Source organism: Pseudoalteromonas sp. MMG033 (genome assembly GCF_057197785.1).
Map to the genome: position 1 here is coordinate 1,329,976 of NZ_CM170070.1, position 17,410 is coordinate 1,347,385.

Here is a 17,410-nt window from a genome sequence, read left to right on the forward strand (position 1 = left end):
TTTGATTTATGTCAGTGAGTTTATCACCTCAATGAATTGCTCAACTTCCGTGGCATTATTATATATATGCGGCGAAATACGCAGCCCATAACGCCTCGCATCAACAGCAATATTCTGCTCAGTTAAAGCATGTAAGCAAGCCTCGAGCTTACTGCCTGTATTCATAATCAGGGTTCCTGAACATTGCTCTGCATTTTTTGGCGAAGTGCACAGCTGTGGTAACGCCTGCCAGATCCGCGCTAATAATTGCAAATTGTGTGCTCGTATTCGCTCAATGCCAAACTCATTCAAAGCATCAATACTATTAGCGGCCATAATATAAGGAGCAACTGAAGGTGTTCCCCCCCAAAAACGCAGCGCAGTGTCATGTGCAGCAAAATGATGAATATCAAACTCAAATGGATTTTGGTGAGAAAACCAACCGACATCTTTCGGCGCGCACATAGCCAAAGACTCGTTAGACACCCAAAGAAACCCGGCACCGGGGCCACCACATAACCACTTTACACACGACCCAAGAACACAATCGGCTTGCCATAAAGACAAGTCCACATTCAAAATACCCGCGGATTGCGCAATATCTACAATCACTTTACAGCCAAGCTGTTTAGCCACAGGGATAATGTCTAGCACAGGTGCTTGCTGACCAGTATTAGAATACACATGACTGACAAACACCAAATCATAATGCTGGTTTAAATGTGCCTGCCAAGTAGATAGCGCGCTCATATCTTCACCGGCAGGTATAAAGCACAATTCAACATCATCAAGTGCCTGTTGCAATACAAACCCCATGCTCGGAAAATCATCTTCACTAAGCAAAACACGCACCCGCCTATTTTGCAGCGATGATTGACTCATGAGCCACTTTGTCAATCCACTGGACAAATTTGCTTGAGGACAAAAATTATCTGCATGGCTATTTAATAACTTTGCCAATGCCTGATTAAACTGCATCACGCCTGCTAACCATTGCGCCCAAGGTTCACGATTTTGTTGCTGCCATGGATTAAAAAATTGCTCTGTAAAATGCGCAGGCGCTGTCTTTAACATACGCCCCACCGAGTGGCTTAATAAATAAGTGCCCTCTGGCATAAAAAAATCATTCGCTTGCATGGTGAACCTCAGATTTTATCAAAGACTGTCGCAATACCTTTAAGTCATCATGACGCGTATCTAGATCAGCGCGTTTTGCAGCCGCTCTTTTATCTCGCAGGGTTTCGAGCTGACCCAGTAACACCTGTAAGGGTGGGCCGCTGGCAGTCACTTTATCTAGATGTTGATTGGCTAAGTTTTTAGCAGGCCCGCAAATATACTTTTCTACTAGTTGATTATGATGCTGTATTGCCGTATCACCATGTAATTTACACGCTTGCAAAAAGACTTTAAGCGCCTCTTGATACCAGCTTTCATGACAATGTGATTGCGCAGCTAAAAATGCATCAAGTAAATTTGGTAAGCGCATGCATTCTTTTAACGTCGCCTGATCTTCGGGCATCATATATAGTAACTTTTCGACTAAGATTTGGGCGTAATCCACATCATTGGCTTGGCACAAGCCCAGCATCATATCAATCACATTAATCCCTGCGAAATCACCGGCATTCGCACCACGATAAACCTCTTTCCCAACACGATATGGCTTGTAATATGGCCTGACGACATAAAAAAATGAGGTTGTATCTAACTGCTTAAATAAGGCCTGATTCGAATTAATCACGTCCACCAGCGCACGCTTTACCTCCTCCAGCAAAACCGGTGTCATAGGGTGTGAAATACCCAGCGGCTGCACTTTTAACAGCGCCTCTGCAGCACGTTTATACGCCAAAATGCCGCGTGTATTATAATCGATAAAAAGCTTTTCAGCCGGATCGCTGGTAAATCGCTTGTATGTCCCATTAATAGAAGTATTGTGTGTTGTTAAATGTGCTGTTGCAAACCTTGGCGTCACACCAATAGATGAGCCAATATGCATAGCAAGTGCGGATGCCTCTTTTAATGGAGAATGTCGCTCTCTACTTGGTTCTGTCAACTCATGCCTACGACATGCAGCCATATACAAGCCAACATTACCCAGTAGATCAAATGCGTTGTCAAACCCTTCATCGGTGTTCCCCTCTTTGAGCAGCGCTTCAATATATTTCTGCCCTTGTGACAGTAATTGCTGTTTTACCTCTTCACCCACACCAACCACATTCGCCGGATCTGCTTGCTCACGGTACATACCCTCTAACGTATCATTGAGTATGACGAACTCATTTCTAATCCAGTGATCAAACTCTTTTGTTCTTTTTGTCATTGTTAAAATCCTGAAAATTGCATTAGTAACAGGCTAACAAAACACCAGAAGCAATATTTGCCAATTATTTATTAATCGTTAAACTCTATTAGAGGAATACCAACTTTAAATACAAAAAAGTAGCAGAATTAACTAATATGGCTGACATTGATAACAAAGATAGGATTTTACTTAGCGCATTACAGCAGAATGCGCGACTGAGTAACGCGGCACTTGCCGAGCAAGCCAGCCTATCCGATACACCTTGCTTACGCCGAGTTAAAAAATTACAACAAGATGGTGTCATTTTGGGGTATCATGCCGATATATCACCTCCAGCTGTCGGCTACTCTGTTCTTGTTTATGCATTTATTCGACTAACCAAAAACTCAGTCAAAGCGGCAGAAAGTTTCGAAAACCATGTTGATGCACTGCAACAGATCAGAAGTTGTTCTGTGGTATCTGGCAGTCATGACTACTTACTGGAGATCATTGCTGAGGACTTACCCAGTTATGAACACTTTGTTAAGCACAGCCTCGCATCTTTAGATTTTATTGCAGCTGTTGAATCAACCATTGTGTTGAAGCAAACCTTCAATAAACGCGGCGTTCCACTATGAGTTTTAAAGGCATTTAGTTTATGCACATTCAATTCCGCTCGTCATTGCATCATGTGCTTGCCTATATCGGGTTGGCACTCAGCTACTTTGGCTTTGGAAAACTCTTCACCCTCATCGCATTTGAAGATCAGGTACTGCCAATTTGGCTACCAGCAGGTATTGCCCTTGTTGGCTGCTTTTTATGGGGGTGGCGCTTTGCCCCTGCAATATTTTTCGCTTCTGTCCTATTTAATTGGACCACCTATTTTGGGCTGCAAACCCACATCAATCACTACAGTGATATTGTCCAAGTAACGGTGGTCGCCTCAGGCGCAGTAATACAGGGCTTATTGGGGGGATATTTAATGCGGTTGTGGCTTGGCGACCCATTATTAATGCGCTCAAGAAAGAACATCGCTTACTATGTGTTGCTGGTTGGCATACTGGCCAATGTCACGTCAGCCAATATCGGCATGCTCGCTTTAAGCCTGTTTAACCCCCAATATGCCTTTTCACAACACTGGCAAAATGTCATTGCTTGGTGGCTAGGGGACAGCCTTGGCATTTTGATTTTTACCCCTTTACTACTCATGCTGCTGAATATGACGGTGTTTAAACCGCGTGGTTACCAACACAAGCGCATCATGTTGGCAACCTGCGCAATCTTATTTCTGTCAGTCACCGCCACCACCTATTTATCGAACCAGGCTAACTTAACAGCAGCGCAAAGAGAGGCACTGCGCGAAGTCGATATTATCGAAAATGTCGTACTCAGACATGTCAATCTCAGTATGCTTGCAGTACAAGGTGTCGCTGCTAAATTGCAGTCTCAACCCCAATTTAGCCAAGATAAATTTATGCAAATTGCCCAACAGCAAAGGGAGCGCTATCCCTTTTTATTTGCTGTTTCTTGGGGGCAACGCATTGCGCAGTCAGACGCACAGACCTTACAAGCAGAGCTAGATACACTGTATCGAAAGGAAGTGTTATTGCATGGTCCACCACTCAATAGTAGTGACCCCATGGTGGTAGTGAAATATGTCTCCCCGCAAGCAGAAAATTTTGCCTCGCTCGGTTTCAACATTTACTCTCGGGCCAATCGCAAAGCCGCTTTAGAAGACCCAGAAATTATTCTGCAGCCCAGAGCAACCAATGTGGTTAAGCTGGTACAAACACAGCCAGCCAAACCTGCCTATGTACTTTTTTCACCAGTCTTTCATCAAAACGACACGACACAGCAAACACTCAATGCAGATATTGTCGGGTATGCCATTGGCGTAGTGCAAACGGATGTCTTGCTCACCTCAGTACTCAAAATGACATTGGCGAATAACTACGACCTCGCCTTTTATGATGGCAACAGTGAAACCCCTTTTTTCAGCAACTATGATACAGCCAAAAAACCCTATCATGCTGATACCCATTACAGTACTCAAATTCGCTTTGCGGGCCAAACATGGCGTTTAACTTTGGCAATTAAAGACAGCTATATAAGTCACTTAAACCATCAGCAAACGATTTGGCTATTGACCCTACAGCTGTGTATTTGTGCGCTCATCACCTTTATCGTGTTGCTCTACAATTACCAAAATATCGCCCTCAACCACTTGGTCGCAGCGCGCACTGAATCGCTTAATGTTGCCCTGCAGGATGCACAGCAAGCAAACCAAGCAAAGAGTCGCTTTCTTGCCAATATGAGCCATGAAATCCGCACACCACTCAATGCGGTGATCGGCTTTGCCTCATTGACAAATACCTCACACTCCCTCGATGTCATTAAAAAGTATATCGAGCATATCAATATGTCCGCCAAAACATTGCTGGGCCTTGTAAACGATATTCTCGATATCACCAAAATTGAATCGAATAAACTACACATAGAGCACCATGACTTTGACCTACAAAAGTTACTTGCCCATATGGATAATCTATTCTCTGCCAATGCCAAAGAAAAGGGCTTAAGTTGGCGATTGTACAGTAACGTTGACCATGCCGTTTGGCTTAAAGGTGATGAACTGAGAATAGAGCAGGTGTTGATCAACTTGTGTAGTAACGCGCTTAAATTTACCCAGCATGGTCAAGTAAGTTTGCACTGTGAAGTAATAGAAAGCGATGCCGATTATCGGGTCCAATTCAGCGTTTCAGACACTGGCATAGGCATCGATGCCAAGCAGATCAAACATATTTTCTCGCCGTTTGTGCAGGCGGATGATTCAACCTCACGACGTTTTGGCGGCACGGGATTGGGCTTAGCTATCAGCAAGGAGCTATCGGATAGAATGGGCGGCAGTTTACATGTCGAAAGCCAAATAGATGTTGGCAGCCACTTTCACTTTGCTATCCGCTGTCCATTTGGTGAAGCAACCAGTGTCTCACGCCCGCAATTCGATGAAACGCAGATTGCCAAACTCCGCGTTTTGGTGGCAGAGGACAACCCTGTCAATCAAATCGTGATCAGATCCATGTTAGACTCTTTTGGCGTGAAATATGAATTAGTCGCCAATGGTCAACAAGCCATTGCGACCGTCCAACAAGGCAAGTTTGACCTAGTACTGATGGACTGCCAAATGCCGATATTAGATGGCTATCAAGCCACGTCGACACTGCGTCAGCAATACGATCAAAAAGCATTACCCATTGTGGCGCTCACTGCAGATGTCATGCCTGAGGACAAATCTTATGCCTTGGCCATTGGATTTAACAGCCATCTTGCAAAACCCCTTGATCGCGATAAGCTAGGAGCATGTCTGGCTCATTACGCTCAAATATGCTCAAAAAATTCATCGGCTTAATCTCAACACTGTGGGTAGTCAGTGCCTCTGCACACGACTGCACAACACTGCCCACAGATCATCAACAGTACGTAAAAGGCATCCAAACTGGCGAATACCGCAATGCGAATAACATAGGTCCCGCCACCATTAGACTAACAAAAAATATGGCTTACGCTGAGTATATCGATGCCACCAGAGCCCTGATATTAAAGCGCAACAAACGGGCAACGCTTCCCTGTCCACTGCCAGCAGCTGTGCCTGTGCAAGCGAAGCAAGCTCAAGTCATTGATCACATCGCCCCTTACCAGCTTTTACATCACAACCAAGACAAAGGCATTTTGCTGATCCATGGTTTAACCGATTCACCTTATATTTTTAATACCATTGCACAAGATTTATATCGCCAGGGCTTTAATGTCAGAACCTTGCTGTTACCAGGCCATGGCACGGCAGCAGATGATTTACGACGCGTATCCAATCGCGATTGGCAGCGTCATGTCAGTTACGCCATTGAGCGTACCAGCAAAGATTTCAAGCACTTTGCCGTTATGGGCTTCTCAACCGGTGCGGCATTAGCGACCCTTGAGATTGAAAAGCGCACACCATCTAACCTCAAAGCCTTAGCATTGGTTGCGCCAGCCACAGAGTCACATAACAAAAACAGCTGGATGGCACAGTGGGTTGATTGGCTACCGCTGATGAATTGGCTGGATGAAGATGCCGATCTCGATTTTGCCAAGTATGAGTCTTTCCCCCTTGCCGCAGCAGCCTTAGTACATAATGTTATGATGGATATGATGCAAAGTAGCGTGCCAACAGATCTGCCTATTTTAACCATAATGAGCGATGTTGATGCCACCATAGATAGCCAAGCCACACTGAATTTGCTAACTCGATGGGCCAAAACACACAGCGCCCCACTGGCATTGCGGCTCTATGCAAATAATCCCATAGAGCTTGACCAACGTATAGCACTCACACGCATTGATAAACTTGACAAGGTCATTGATATGTCGCACGTTGGTTTGCTGATACCACAACATCACCCCTACTACGGCGAGCAGGGCGCGTATCGCCACTGCGGCAGCTATTTTGCCGATAAAGCCGCCTATCAAGCATGTAAATCTGCACAGCAAATTACCTTTGGCGAACACCACAGCACCAATAAAGCGGCACACACACCACTTGCCAGAGTCACTTTTAATCCTGACTACGCCGGTTTGGTCAAACAACTCAGTGAGTTCTTAAATCATCATGTCCATTAAGTCGTATCGTCATCAATTTGTAACCAGCATCAGTGCCGTAGAGCAATCACATTGGCAGCGTTTAGCAGGTGATAGTTTATTTACCAGCTATGCGTGGTTATCAGCCCTTGAACTCAGTGGCAGTGTAAGACGCGAAACAGGCTGGCAGCCTTATCACTTGGTGGTATACCAGCAAGACACCGCGCACCCGGTCGCCATTTTGCCTGGATATATTAAAAGCCACTCATACGGGGAATATGTATTTGATTGGGCATGGGCAGAAGCCTATGAGCGACACAACCTAGATTACTACCCCAAGTGGTTATCTGGTGTGCCGTTTACGCCAGTAGTCGGCGCGCGGCTCTTATGTGAAGCCCCCACAGAGACACTGTATCAATTCATTCAATCTGTTCTCGATGACGAAGCGGCGCAACAAGCTTGGTCTGGCTGGCATGTCAATTTCCCGCGCCAAGAAGAAGCTTGGCTCAGTGCCCAGTTACTTGAACGCCATGGTGTGCAATTCCATTGGCATAATCAAGATTATGCGGATTTTGATGCCTTTTTAGCGACGATGAAAGCGCGTAAGCGCAAAATGATAAAAAAAGAACGTGACAAGGTTAAAAGCTCAGAACTGTCCATTGTCTGGCTGGATGCATCGCACATTGATAAAAATATCATAGATCTTTTTTATCAATGTTACTGTCAAACCTATCGTAAACGTTCCGGACACAATGGCTATTTAACTCGCGCATTTTTTGAGCTGCTGTTTAATGCCATTCCAGAGCAAGTAAAACTCTGCTGTGCCTATCGAAAACACGACCAACCCAATGCACAGGAATTGATTGCTGCCAGCTTATACCTTCAAGATAAAGACACATTATATGGCAGGTATTGGGGAACACTAGAGCATAGTGAGCACTTACATTTTGAGCTCTGTTATTACCAAGGGATCGACTATGCCATTGCGCATAAATTGGCGCGTTTTGACGCTGGCGCACAAGGGGAGCACAAACTGCTAAGAGGATTTGAACCCGTGTTTACGCGCTCGTATCACACCATCTGCCACCCTTTATTTAGCCAAGCAATAGACGATTTTATCAATACCGAGCGCAGCCAGATTGCCAATTATGCACGCCAGTGCACAACATTACTGCCGTTTAAAACACAGTAGCCGGTTATTGGCTGGCATGGCATGATCAGCCACTAACTTAAGGCCTGCAGCCGTCGCAAGGGCCGTGAGCCATTCAATGTCACGGATCCCACTGTCAGGGTCACGAGACTTTAAAAAAGCATCAAACTGGGCGTTACTTTGCGACGTAAATGCGCCTTGATAATTAAAAGGGCCATAAATTATGACTTTCCCGTCAGTATCGAGGTGACGCTCAACACCGGTAAAAAAGCGCTCGACCAGCGCTTTAGAAACGATGTGCAAAGTATTGGCCGTATAAATCACAGGCACCTTTGCCACAGGCCATTGTTGGTTTAAATCCAACGCTAATGGAAGGCGCAAATTATCCAACGCTGCCTCTTCACACCAACTGATAATCCCGTCATGATTGCAAGGCAAGTCAGCGGTTTGCCAGATCACATGGGGGAGTGCTTTAGCGAAATGCACTGCATGCTGGCCAGTCCCAGAGCCCACTTCCAATACGCTCTGTGCCTCACCTACGAAGGGTGCCAAATGGGCTAAAATCGGCCCTTTATTATTTTCACACGCTTGAGAGAATGGCTTTGTCATTTTGCACCTAAATAGACCACTTACGCGCCGAGTTGGCGCAATGTGATTCCCATTTTGCAACGAGTTATTCTCAATGTCTATTTACTGTGCTGATAAATATAGATAAAAAAATTTTGGTATATGGTATGCAAAAAACATAGGTATTGACTATAAGTACCTAGTGTACCCGTTCAAAAACCCTGTATGGAGATGCCAAAAATGAAGTACTCAAAAGTGACACATATGCCCAACCAAAGCTTAGGCCATATCCCAGAGCAAGAAACCGCTGAGTCTAAGCAAACCTATCAGCAAGAAGTCGCTGATCTGCTCAGCAGTAAAGAGCAGGAAAAAGATCAAACCACAGAACAGTTTATCTTGGGTTATAACTGACAATAACACCATCACTTACAATCCGCATAAGGGTTGCTAATCTCCTATTTTAGTGTAATGATAATAATTATCGTTACACTAAAATATAATACGTCATGGTTACACCGCAAGTTCTATGTCAGTTTCAACCCCGCTTAGATACACAATGTGAACGCCCTTACTTAGAGGCCCCTGTACATGTAGCCAATTTTATCGAAGATGGATTCAAGCTGGCTAAGTGGTATGAAAAAAAACCATGCGTGTTATTACAAGAACTCTATTTACGACGTGTCTTTTTTGAATTACTCAATCACATTGCAGATCCACTCGTTCACCAGAGCTTTCGCCAACAATGTTTCGAGCAACTTCATAAACCGCTTCTAGCATTAAAACGTTTTTATAAAAAACAACACCGTTCTATGGCGCCTTTTTACCGCCTTGAGCGCGAAGCTAGGATCATCAGTCACGAATTTAATCCTTTTAACTAGGAGTCAGTATGACCACTTACCGCACCGCATCTGATAGCATGGGCACTTTAGAAGTACCAGAAACAGCACTGTATCAAGCACAAACACAGCGCGCTGTGAACAACTTCCCTGTCAGTGACTTAACCATGCCAACCAGCTTTATTCGTGCCCTTGCTTATATCAAGCAAGCTGCAGCAGAAGCCAATGCACAGTTAGGTCACCTAGATCAAGATAAAGCCAAAGCCATTGCAACAGCCTGTCAGCAAATCATTGATGGTGCTCACCTAGATCAATTCCCTGTTGATGTATTTCAAACTGGTTCTGGCACCAGCTCAAACATGAATGCCAATGAAGTGATTGCGACACTTGCTAGCCAACAAAGTGGCTTAAACATCCACCCCAATGACGATGTCAACATGGGGCAAAGCTCGAATGATGTGATCCCAACGGCAATCCACGTCAGTAGCGCAACATCGGCGGTTTATGAACTGCTTCCAGCGCTTAAGCATTTATCACAAACCATTGAAAGAAAGAGCAAAGAAGTGGGTCACCATGTAAAAACAGGTCGTACACACTTAATGGATGCGATGCCTGTGACGTTTGCTCAAACCCTCAGCAGCTGGCAACAGCAAATTGACTCAGCATACGAAGGCATTTTGTCTTCTCTAGAAAAAGTGTATCAGCTAGGCCAAGGTGGCACCGCTGTGGGAACAGGCGTTAACGCTGATAAGCAATTCGCAGCATCATTTAATACATATTTAAGCAGCAACGTGGGTATTCGTTTTAACCCAAGTCCAAACTTCTTCTATAACATTGGCTCACAAGATGCCATCGTTGCACTTTCTGGCCAGTTAAAAACTTTGGCCGTCGCAAACATGAAAATTGCCAACGACCTACGCTGGATGAACTCAGGCCCATTGGCTGGCTTAGCTGAGATTGAATTGCAAGCACTTCAACCTGGCTCTTCAATCATGCCGGGCAAAGTCAACCCTGTGATCCCTGAAGCAGCGGCCATGGTCAGTGCGCAGGTGATCGGTAACGACGCCACAATCACAGTCGGTGGTCAGTCAGGTAATTTTGAGCTTAACGTCATGCTGCCTGTGATTGCCTACAACATCTTACAAAGCATTGAGTTGTTGGCAAACATCTCTCGCCTAATCGCAGATAAAGCCATCGCAACGTTTAAAGTCAACGAAGAGAACATTCAGCGTGCACTATCGCGTAACCCAATTTTAGTGACTGCACTGAATCCGGTGATCGGCTATGAAAAAGCAGCTGCCATTGCGAAACTAGCCTATAAAGAAGGACGCCCAATTATTGAAGTGGCCGCAGAGCATACGGATCTGAGTGAAGATGAGCTTAAAACACTGCTTGATCCACAAAAACTCACTGAGGGTGGTCTGTAAGCAAAAAGCGCTCTAATCTTATATTGGGTTTATGCACGCTCGCCTGAGGCTATTCAGCTATGATACAGGCGAGCTATGGCTCACTGAATTGGGACAGTTTTCACCCATTAAGTTGCTCAACCCATAGCGTGCTGGCTCTTGTATCTCATCACAAAGCACGGCACACTGTTAAAAAAAAAACAGGATAGATTATGAACGCATTTAAGCTAACGCTCGCTAGCCTATTGGTTATTTCAGGGTGTTCCAGTACAAAAGCAGACTCTGAAACAACCCAGTCACAACAAACACAATCAAAAGTCGCTGAGCAACCGGTTAAGCAAAACAAAAAACAACTGGCACCAGCACAACTACAAACCAAGTCAGCAGTGCGTCACGATACTGGCCATGGTAAGCCAGCTCCGGCGAAAATGATCACCAAAGCTGAGCCCATTGCCCACTACAACGAAGATGAAATCTCACAAGCTGGGATCCAAAATCAGCATAAGTATTTAAACTTCATTACCAAAGACAAAAGCTGTGACAGTAATAGCCAATGTCTTGCCATTCCTGTAGGTAGCCGTGCATGCGGTGGGCCTTCAAGTTACTTGGTATTCTCTACCAAAACCGCAGATCAAAACAAAGTGTACGAACTAGCTAAAAAACTCACTGACAGTGAAGCTCAGTATAATGCCAAACATGGCATGATCAGCATCTGTGAGCATTTACGTCAACCAACAACTCAATGTGTTGAAAATACTTGTGTTACACTAGGTGGTACGAACAAATCACCAACTAGGGACTATCGATGAAGTGTAAACTCGGCATTGTTTTTGGTCTATCAATGATATTTTTGACGGGCTGTGCAACCACCGAAACAGGCGCACAACTTACTCAGAACCATTCCAGCAGTTCGCTTGAACAGGTCATTGCAGATAAAGGCTGTGATGCCAGCTTTCAATGCAAAGTCATTGCAGTTGGCGAGCGACTAACCTGTGGTGGGCCAAGCCGATACCTAGTGTACTCGTCACGTAATGTGAATGAAGACGATGTCGAACGCGCGGCTAAAGCAGTCACCCTAGCTGAGCAAGCCGATAATAAAGATAAGATCGCTAGCGAAATTTGCGAACCAGTGCTACCCATTCAAGCACTGTGTATCAGCAATACTTGCAAATCAATCGTATTGAAATAAGTTTATAGGCAGTGAGCCCTATCACTGCCTATCCCGCGAAGAAGTGGTTCAGCAGTAGCAATGGCACCACCAAAACAACACACAAACCCGCAGAACCCAAATAAGACAGCACCAAGCGCTTTTTGAACCAGTAACAATACATAAAGCGCAACAAATAAGTCGATGCCACACCGAATAACGCAAACATCAACAATAGCGATAATAAATAAAAAGACACTGACAACTCATACGCTTAGATTCATAATTTTATCATAGCGGTACATTGTCAAATCTGCACCTATTTTAATTGCAGCAACAGCCAGTGCCGATTTCTTTTTACCAAAGGTTACTCACCACAACCTTGCCCATCGCTTGACCACTGGCTAATCGTGCATGGGCATCACCGACCTGTGCAAAGCTCAAATCCGCAGCATCAAGCACAGGTTTAAGTTTACCTGCATCGACAATGTCAGCCATACTGGCCAAAATATGGTGATGCTCAGTGCGCTTCACATTATGCAGCATAGGGATAAGCATAAAGACCACATGCAATGACAACCCTTTAAAATGCGCCACAGATAAATCAATCTCAGCCAACGACACCGTCGTCGCAATCTGGCCGTTCAGTGCAGCCGCTTCAAATGAGTTCAATAAGTTTGCTCCACCTACCGAGTCGTATACCAAGTCAAAACCCGCCCCTTGTGTATGCGTGGCGACATAATCCGCCACCGATTCTGTTTGATAGTTAATGGGGGTTGCACCTAAACGCGTGATTAAATCCAATTGGTCTGGTTTAGAGCCCGTTGCAAACACCTCTGCACCAAAATGAGCCGCTAACTGCACCGCCACATGGCCGACTCCACCTGCACCACCATGTACAAGTACGCGCTGTCCATCTGCAACGCCTGCACGTACCAAGCCTTCATATGCGGTGATCCCGACTAGTGGCAGGGCTGCGGCTTCACGCATGCTTAATGAATTCGGCTTATGTGCAATTAAATTGGCGTCGGCAATCATGTATTCAGCCAATGCGCCTGGCAGATCAGCTAAGCCCCCCGCACAACCATAGACCTCATCACCAACGCGATAACCATCTACGCTCTCACCGATTGACTCAATCACGCCAGCAAAGTCCATACCTAAAATAGCGGGCAGTGCAGGCGAGAGTGGCAGCGCCGGCCCCATTTCACGGATCATCATATCCACCGTGTTGATACTGCTCGCCATTACCTTCACGCGAACCTGTCCCGTGCCGACTTCCGGCTTTGTCACTTCTGTTTGTGTAAATACATCTGTACCGCCAAATTCATTGATGACCATTGCTTTCATGATTAAATCCTCGTTCAGTGAATACAAACAGTATATTTTTTAACTATACTTTTGATAATATCGATATAAATACAATCAGTTTTTAGATTTGATTGATAATGAACATTTCGCATTTAAAATTATTCACCCGCATCGCCGCTACACATAACATTAGCCTAGCAGGTAAAGAGCTGGGGCTCTCAGCAGCGGTTGCCAGCGCCCATATCAATAAATTAGAAGAGACGCTGGAAACACAACTGCTCTATCGCACCACCCGAAAAGTGGCCTTAACTGAAGAAGGGTTGGCTTTTTTACCCCATGCAGAGTCTGTACTCGAGAGCGTTGAAGTCGCTAAAGCCGCCATCGGCGCAGGCAGCCACACACCGCAAGGGACATTGCGGATCACCGCCCCGGCCTCATTTGGGCGTATGCACATCGTGCCCGCGTTGGTGGAATTTACACAGCGCTACCCTGAACTGAAAATAGATCTTCGCTTGAGCGACAGTATCGTTGATATGGTTGAAGGGGGTTTCGATGTGGCTATTCGCAATGCGGCACTGAGTGATTCTTCCCTAATAGCCAGTAAACTTGCCAGCGATACCCGTATTTTATGTGCATCCCCTGAGTATATTGCCAAGCACGGCATGCCCAACTCAGTTGAACAATTAAGCGCTCACCCCCTGATTAACTTAACCGGCATAGATCACTGGGTCTTTGAAGGTGCGACAGAGCACATCAAGTTTAAGCCCATCGGTGGACTGCAAATAGACAATGGCGAAGCCATTCGGGATGCGTGCATACGCGGTATGGGGATCACACTGTGCTCAATGTGGTGTGCCTATCAAGCACTGCAAGAAGGCAAGTTGGTGCAAGTGTTAAAAGAAGCGCCCCTTGTCAATGACACCGCACTGTGGGCCGTTTATCCAAGCTCTCGCATGCTGGCCCCCAAAGTGCGCGTGTTTATTGACTATCTCAAAGCCTATATCGGAGATGTGCCCTACTGGGATTAAATGAGCTTTGTTTGTTGCTGTAACTGCGTCAAAGTCTCCATTAAGTCGGCCATCAAGCTTTGATCCATGGCGCTTTGATGGGGTGGGCTAAATTGATTAATGTCATTGTCAAAATACAGCCCGCCAGCGTCAGCAAAACGCTCACCCAGGGTCGCTTCAACCAAAATATCCGCGCCCAACTGCACACTACTGCCTTGCATACCATAAGCTTCTTGGACCATTTTACTGCCTAAAAAAGACTTGGGATTCACTGCCACCATACACGGCCCACTCACTTTTAATTGCGCACCTAAACACATCGACCACATGGTCAGCGCTAATTTACTTTTTGCATACACAGCCCCCGACGATAGGTTGCTGGGAGTTAATAACTCGCTCGCCTCAAACGGCGACTGAGCAGCAGATGATAAGTTAATAATACGCCCTTGTTTTGGCACAATGGCGAGCAGGGCGTTTGTCAAAATATAAGGGGCAATGGTATTGACCATAAAGCGCATATCATAGCCATCACTAGTCAGCGTTTGTGTGGTTTTAAACACGCCAGCATTGTTGATCAATACATCTAACTGGGTGTTATCTTCAGTGACGGCCTTTGCCAGCGAAGAGACCTCAGCCATCACAGACAGATCCGCACAATAACCTGCTACACGATCACTGCCAAAGCGCGTTGAGAGCTCATCACACAATGCATCTAACTTATCTTGATTACGACCATGTAATAACACACGATGCCCTTGCATCAACAAGGTAATTGCACAGGCTTTGCCAATGCCATCTGTCGATCCGGTAATTAATATGGTTTTGCTCATTGCGCTCCCCTTTGTCCTTTAACCGTGTCAATCATGTCTGCGGATCACTTTAATACACCTAACTCATATTGATAATGGTGTATATTTTTAAATCAGTTTCAAAAATAAATTGATAATGAACATCAAAACCACGCTCTAACGCTTTTTTCAAACACGGCGTCTTTATTTTTCACACAATGGTGCTGACATGGCAGACCTGTTTGGCTCGCCCGCTTTTTGAGGCTTTTTACTTAACCACTCAACCACGACTAGGTTAATCAACATGGCGACCAATCTGTCGTAATCATGGTAAAGGCTGAGCAGAGGCGCAAATGTCTCTTGCCAAGGACTCAATAGCAAATGTACTATCATGCCAAGAAATAGCGGTGTAATGGCCGCTAAACTTATCGCCACCGCGCGCATCATCCACTTTTTATGACCAGCCACTTGTCCGCGTACTATCTGCCAAACTGCCACTGAAAACGCCCCCACAATTGCGATACTCATCACAACCAACGAAATAAAGCGCCCACCTAACTCATTTGGAGACAACACAAGGTGTAGCCAAATTCCAGATAACGCCATAGTGCAACCAGCTATCACCGCGATGCGTCCAGCAAGCTTGTGCCAGCGCGGGTAGCGTATACGAAGACGAGGCGAAAACTGCCAAGGCATGGTTAAAAAGAATGTTACCCCCGCCATCGCATGGGTTAATATCGCTGCAGGCGCAGCTAAGTACTGAGGGTTTATGACATCAGCCATGCCTAAAACATCAGTTTGACCTAACAGCACTAACGCAATAATGATGATGGCGGGTATACCGGGGATCGCCATGATTAAAAGCAGGCCACTGATCACTGGCCAATTAAATGCGACGGGTTGATTGTTGCTCGTCATTATTTACTCACTTAATTCATCTGGTGAAGGATGCGATGATTATGTAAGATGATTAAAAAGCGGTCGTCCTAGCTGATTGGGCAGGACAAAAACAGCAAAAAAACTTGGCGCTAATCATGGTTTGAAACTTATTTAGCATTTTGTTTTATATGCTTATTTTTATTTTGACAATAAGGTCTCAGCCAGACGGATGATTGTAGAACAACCCAGTCTATTTGCCCTCAATGTGGCCACATTATGTGTCATTATTTTTAGTGCACATCAACTGATTTTGCGGGTGCGTACTTATCACATTTATTGGCCTTTGGCAGTCTGTTTGCTTGCCATTGGACTTATTGCCATGCTGCCCATCAGCAAAGTATTACTGCCAATAGAGTGGCAAATTTTCAACCTCATTACGTCCTTACCCGCCTTGTTACTGATCGCGCCAAGTTTATGGCTATACGCTCATGCATTGACCAGTAGTACCCCTTGGCAACTCTCACGTCATGATATGAGGCATTTGATCCCCGCATGTATTGGTAGCCTCATTGCCCTCATTGCACTGTGTTTGCCTGCACGCTATCAACATGGGATTTTAATGAGTGATGAGCTCACCGTCATTGCGCACGCCCCCAACCTGCTTCAAATAATCATCTATGGCTTACTGATCATGACGTTTGTCTGCGTGCTCGGTTGGGTGGTACAATCAGCTTGGTACTTTTACAAAATCCTCAGTCTGCTGCGTGATTACCATATCAGGCTCAAAGATGTGTTTGCATCTACCGAGCAAAAAGAGCTGCACTGGCTGGTCTGGTTATTAGCTTCTGTCGGCGGAGTGTGGCTATTCATCGCAACGAACTTAGTACTCGATAACCTGCTAAGTCCAATTCAGCTTAGCCCGTATCTGCATGCCACTTTACTATTACTGCTTGTATATAGCTTATCTCTGTGGGGATTGAGACAAAAGCCGGGGTTTGCGGAGTGCTATCACCTTGAGAGCACCTCTGTGCCCAATCAAACGCTGACGGACGAACCGACATCCAGCAATGAAGAAAAGTATCAGCGCTCTGCTTTAGGCACTCAGCAAGCGCAAAGAATTGCCACAAAATTACAGCATGCAATGCACAGTGATAAGCTCTATCTTGACGCTGCTTTATCACTGCCAAAACTCGCAGCGCACATTCATGCACCGAGTCATTACATTTCTCAAACCTTAAATGAAACGCTAGATATCCGCTTTTTCGATTTTGTAAATCAGCACCGTGTCGATGCAGCAAAGCAGAGCCTCATACACAGTGATAAAACCATATTGGATGTGGCCATGTCGGTCGGTTTTAATTCTAAGTCTGCTTTTTATACCGCCTTTAAAAAACACACCGGCATGACACCCACTGCCTACCGAAAAAAGGAAACTTAGCTTAGGT

General features: G+C 45.4%; 18 protein-coding genes. 11 read left to right on the forward strand and 7 right to left on the reverse strand.

Annotated features, from left to right (window positions below):
• Positions 1-6 precede the first annotated feature (6 nt).
• Together AC2CZC_RS05865 and AC2CZC_RS05870 are read right to left on the reverse strand one after the other, a co-directional pair.
• Positions 7-1,116, reverse strand: coding sequence for an aminotransferase class V-fold PLP-dependent enzyme (locus AC2CZC_RS05865; protein WP_484584149.1), 1,110 nt, complete (start codon positions 1,114-1,116; stop codon positions 7-9).
• Positions 1,103-2,299 (reverse strand): PrnB family protein, encoded by a 1,197-nt coding sequence (locus AC2CZC_RS05870; protein ID WP_484584150.1) that lies wholly within the window; start codon positions 2,297-2,299, stop codon positions 1,103-1,105. The genes AC2CZC_RS05865 and AC2CZC_RS05870 overlap by 14 nt, the downstream gene beginning before the upstream one ends.
• 137 nt (positions 2,300-2,436) lie before the next feature.
• On the opposite strand from AC2CZC_RS05870, the gene AC2CZC_RS05875 reads away from it, so the two are divergent.
• The 4 genes from AC2CZC_RS05875 to AC2CZC_RS05890 are packed head-to-tail and all read left to right on the forward strand — an operon-like array spanning position 2,437 to position 8,066.
• The gene (locus AC2CZC_RS05875) at positions 2,437-2,898 is read left to right on the forward strand and encodes an Lrp/AsnC family transcriptional regulator (RefSeq protein WP_063363363.1); all 462 of its coding nucleotides are present in this window, start codon (positions 2,437-2,439) and stop codon (positions 2,896-2,898) included.
• Positions 2,899-2,918: 20 nt separating this feature from the next.
• Positions 2,919-5,669, forward strand: coding sequence for an ATP-binding protein (locus AC2CZC_RS05880; protein WP_484584151.1), 2,751 nt, complete (start codon positions 2,919-2,921; stop codon positions 5,667-5,669).
• Positions 5,621-6,916 carry an alpha/beta hydrolase gene (locus AC2CZC_RS05885; protein ID WP_484584152.1) on the forward strand — a complete coding sequence of 432 codons (1,296 nt, stop codon included), beginning with the start codon at positions 5,621-5,623 and terminating at the stop codon, positions 6,914-6,916. The genes AC2CZC_RS05880 and AC2CZC_RS05885 overlap by 49 nt, the downstream gene beginning before the upstream one ends.
• Positions 6,912-8,066 carry a GNAT family N-acetyltransferase gene (locus AC2CZC_RS05890; protein WP_484584852.1) on the forward strand — a complete coding sequence of 385 codons (1,155 nt, stop codon included), beginning with the start codon at positions 6,912-6,914 and terminating at the stop codon, positions 8,064-8,066. Before AC2CZC_RS05885 ends, AC2CZC_RS05890 begins: the two co-directional genes overlap by 5 nt.
• On the opposite strand, the gene AC2CZC_RS05895 is transcribed toward AC2CZC_RS05890, so the two are convergent.
• Positions 8,043-8,633, reverse strand: a complete 591-nt coding sequence (locus tag AC2CZC_RS05895; RefSeq protein WP_484584153.1) for a DUF938 domain-containing protein — start codon at positions 8,631-8,633, stop codon at positions 8,043-8,045. The two genes, AC2CZC_RS05890 and AC2CZC_RS05895, sit on opposite strands and share 24 nt — an antisense overlap.
• Before the next feature lie 198 nt (positions 8,634-8,831).
• Here AC2CZC_RS05895 and AC2CZC_RS05900 point away from each other — a divergent pair, with 198 nt between their 5' ends.
• The 5 genes from AC2CZC_RS05900 to AC2CZC_RS05920 all read left to right on the forward strand — a co-directional run bounded on the left by AC2CZC_RS05900 (position 8,832) and on the right by AC2CZC_RS05920 (position 12,022).
• Entirely contained in the window at positions 8,832-9,002 is a 171-nt protein-coding gene (locus tag AC2CZC_RS05900) for a hypothetical protein (RefSeq protein WP_484584154.1), read from the forward strand.
• A gap of 95 nt (positions 9,003-9,097) precedes the next feature.
• Positions 9,098-9,469 (forward strand): hypothetical protein, encoded by a 372-nt coding sequence (locus AC2CZC_RS05905; RefSeq protein ID WP_063363359.1) that lies wholly within the window; start codon positions 9,098-9,100, stop codon positions 9,467-9,469.
• A gap of 8 nt (positions 9,470-9,477) precedes the next feature.
• Entirely contained in the window at positions 9,478-10,854 is a 1,377-nt protein-coding gene (locus AC2CZC_RS05910; protein ID WP_237137902.1) for a class II fumarate hydratase, read from the forward strand.
• 191 nt (positions 10,855-11,045) lie between these two features.
• Positions 11,046-11,642: a hypothetical protein gene (locus AC2CZC_RS05915; RefSeq protein WP_484584155.1), complete on the forward strand. Its 597-nt coding sequence runs from the start codon at positions 11,046-11,048 to the stop codon at positions 11,640-11,642.
• A complete protein-coding gene (locus AC2CZC_RS05920) occupies positions 11,639-12,022 on the forward strand; it encodes a hypothetical protein (RefSeq protein ID WP_063363357.1) in 384 nt (127 codons plus the stop codon). Before AC2CZC_RS05915 ends, AC2CZC_RS05920 begins: the two co-directional genes overlap by 4 nt.
• Before the next feature lie 28 nt (positions 12,023-12,050).
• Here AC2CZC_RS05920 and AC2CZC_RS05925 read toward each other — a convergent pair whose 3' ends face one another.
• Together AC2CZC_RS05925 and AC2CZC_RS05930 are read right to left on the reverse strand one after the other, a co-directional pair.
• Complete coding sequence (locus AC2CZC_RS05925; protein WP_484584156.1) at positions 12,051-12,239, reverse strand: hypothetical protein; 189 nt, start codon at positions 12,237-12,239, stop codon at positions 12,051-12,053.
• A gap of 98 nt (positions 12,240-12,337) precedes the next feature.
• Entirely contained in the window at positions 12,338-13,330 is a 993-nt protein-coding gene (locus AC2CZC_RS05930) for a zinc-dependent alcohol dehydrogenase family protein (RefSeq protein ID WP_484584157.1), read from the reverse strand.
• Positions 13,331-13,428: 98 nt separating this feature from the next.
• Between AC2CZC_RS05930 and AC2CZC_RS05935 the strand changes: the two genes are divergently transcribed.
• Complete coding sequence (locus AC2CZC_RS05935) at positions 13,429-14,319, forward strand: LysR family transcriptional regulator (protein WP_484584158.1); 891 nt, start codon at positions 13,429-13,431, stop codon at positions 14,317-14,319.
• On the opposite strand, the gene AC2CZC_RS05940 is transcribed toward AC2CZC_RS05935, so the two are convergent.
• Positions 14,316-15,128, reverse strand: a complete 813-nt coding sequence (locus AC2CZC_RS05940) for an SDR family NAD(P)-dependent oxidoreductase (protein ID WP_484584159.1) — start codon at positions 15,126-15,128, stop codon at positions 14,316-14,318. The two genes, AC2CZC_RS05935 and AC2CZC_RS05940, sit on opposite strands and share 4 nt — an antisense overlap.
• A 162-nt stretch (positions 15,129-15,290) precedes the next feature.
• Positions 15,291-16,004, reverse strand: coding sequence for a DUF2306 domain-containing protein (locus AC2CZC_RS05945; protein WP_484584160.1), 714 nt, complete (start codon positions 16,002-16,004; stop codon positions 15,291-15,293).
• Between the two features lie 190 nt (positions 16,005-16,194).
• On the opposite strand from AC2CZC_RS05945, the gene AC2CZC_RS05950 reads away from it, so the two are divergent.
• Positions 16,195-17,403, forward strand: coding sequence for a helix-turn-helix transcriptional regulator (locus AC2CZC_RS05950; protein WP_484584161.1), 1,209 nt, complete (start codon positions 16,195-16,197; stop codon positions 17,401-17,403).
• The last annotated feature ends 7 nt before the right edge of the window (positions 17,404-17,410 follow it).

Coding starts and splice junctions, on each gene's coding strand:
- AC2CZC_RS05865 (WP_484584149.1), bottom strand. CDS start 1,116: ATGCAAGCGAATGATTTTTTTATGCCAGAGGGCACTTATTTATTAAGC.
- AC2CZC_RS05870 (WP_484584150.1), bottom strand. CDS start 2,299: ATGACAAAAAGAACAAAAGAGTTTGATCACTGGATTAGAAATGAGTTC.
- AC2CZC_RS05875 (WP_063363363.1), top strand. CDS start 2,437: ATGGCTGACATTGATAACAAAGATAGGATTTTACTTAGCGCATTACAG.
- AC2CZC_RS05880 (WP_484584151.1), top strand. CDS start 2,919: ATGCACATTCAATTCCGCTCGTCATTGCATCATGTGCTTGCCTATATC.
- AC2CZC_RS05885 (WP_484584152.1), top strand. CDS start 5,621: ATGTCTGGCTCATTACGCTCAAATATGCTCAAAAAATTCATCGGCTTA.
- AC2CZC_RS05895 (WP_484584153.1), bottom strand. CDS start 8,633: ATGACAAAGCCATTCTCTCAAGCGTGTGAAAATAATAAAGGGCCGATT.
- AC2CZC_RS05900 (WP_484584154.1), top strand. CDS start 8,832: ATGAAGTACTCAAAAGTGACACATATGCCCAACCAAAGCTTAGGCCAT.
- AC2CZC_RS05905 (WP_063363359.1), top strand. CDS start 9,098: ATGGTTACACCGCAAGTTCTATGTCAGTTTCAACCCCGCTTAGATACA.
- AC2CZC_RS05910 (WP_237137902.1), top strand. CDS start 9,478: ATGACCACTTACCGCACCGCATCTGATAGCATGGGCACTTTAGAAGTA.
- AC2CZC_RS05915 (WP_484584155.1), top strand. CDS start 11,046: ATGAACGCATTTAAGCTAACGCTCGCTAGCCTATTGGTTATTTCAGGG.
- AC2CZC_RS05920 (WP_063363357.1), top strand. CDS start 11,639: ATGAAGTGTAAACTCGGCATTGTTTTTGGTCTATCAATGATATTTTTG.
- AC2CZC_RS05930 (WP_484584157.1), bottom strand. CDS start 13,330: ATGAAAGCAATGGTCATCAATGAATTTGGCGGTACAGATGTATTTACA.
- AC2CZC_RS05935 (WP_484584158.1), top strand. CDS start 13,429: ATGAACATTTCGCATTTAAAATTATTCACCCGCATCGCCGCTACACAT.
- AC2CZC_RS05940 (WP_484584159.1), bottom strand. CDS start 15,128: ATGAGCAAAACCATATTAATTACCGGATCGACAGATGGCATTGGCAAA.
- AC2CZC_RS05945 (WP_484584160.1), bottom strand. CDS start 16,004: ATGACGAGCAACAATCAACCCGTCGCATTTAATTGGCCAGTGATCAGT.
- AC2CZC_RS05950 (WP_484584161.1), top strand. CDS start 16,195: ATGATTGTAGAACAACCCAGTCTATTTGCCCTCAATGTGGCCACATTA.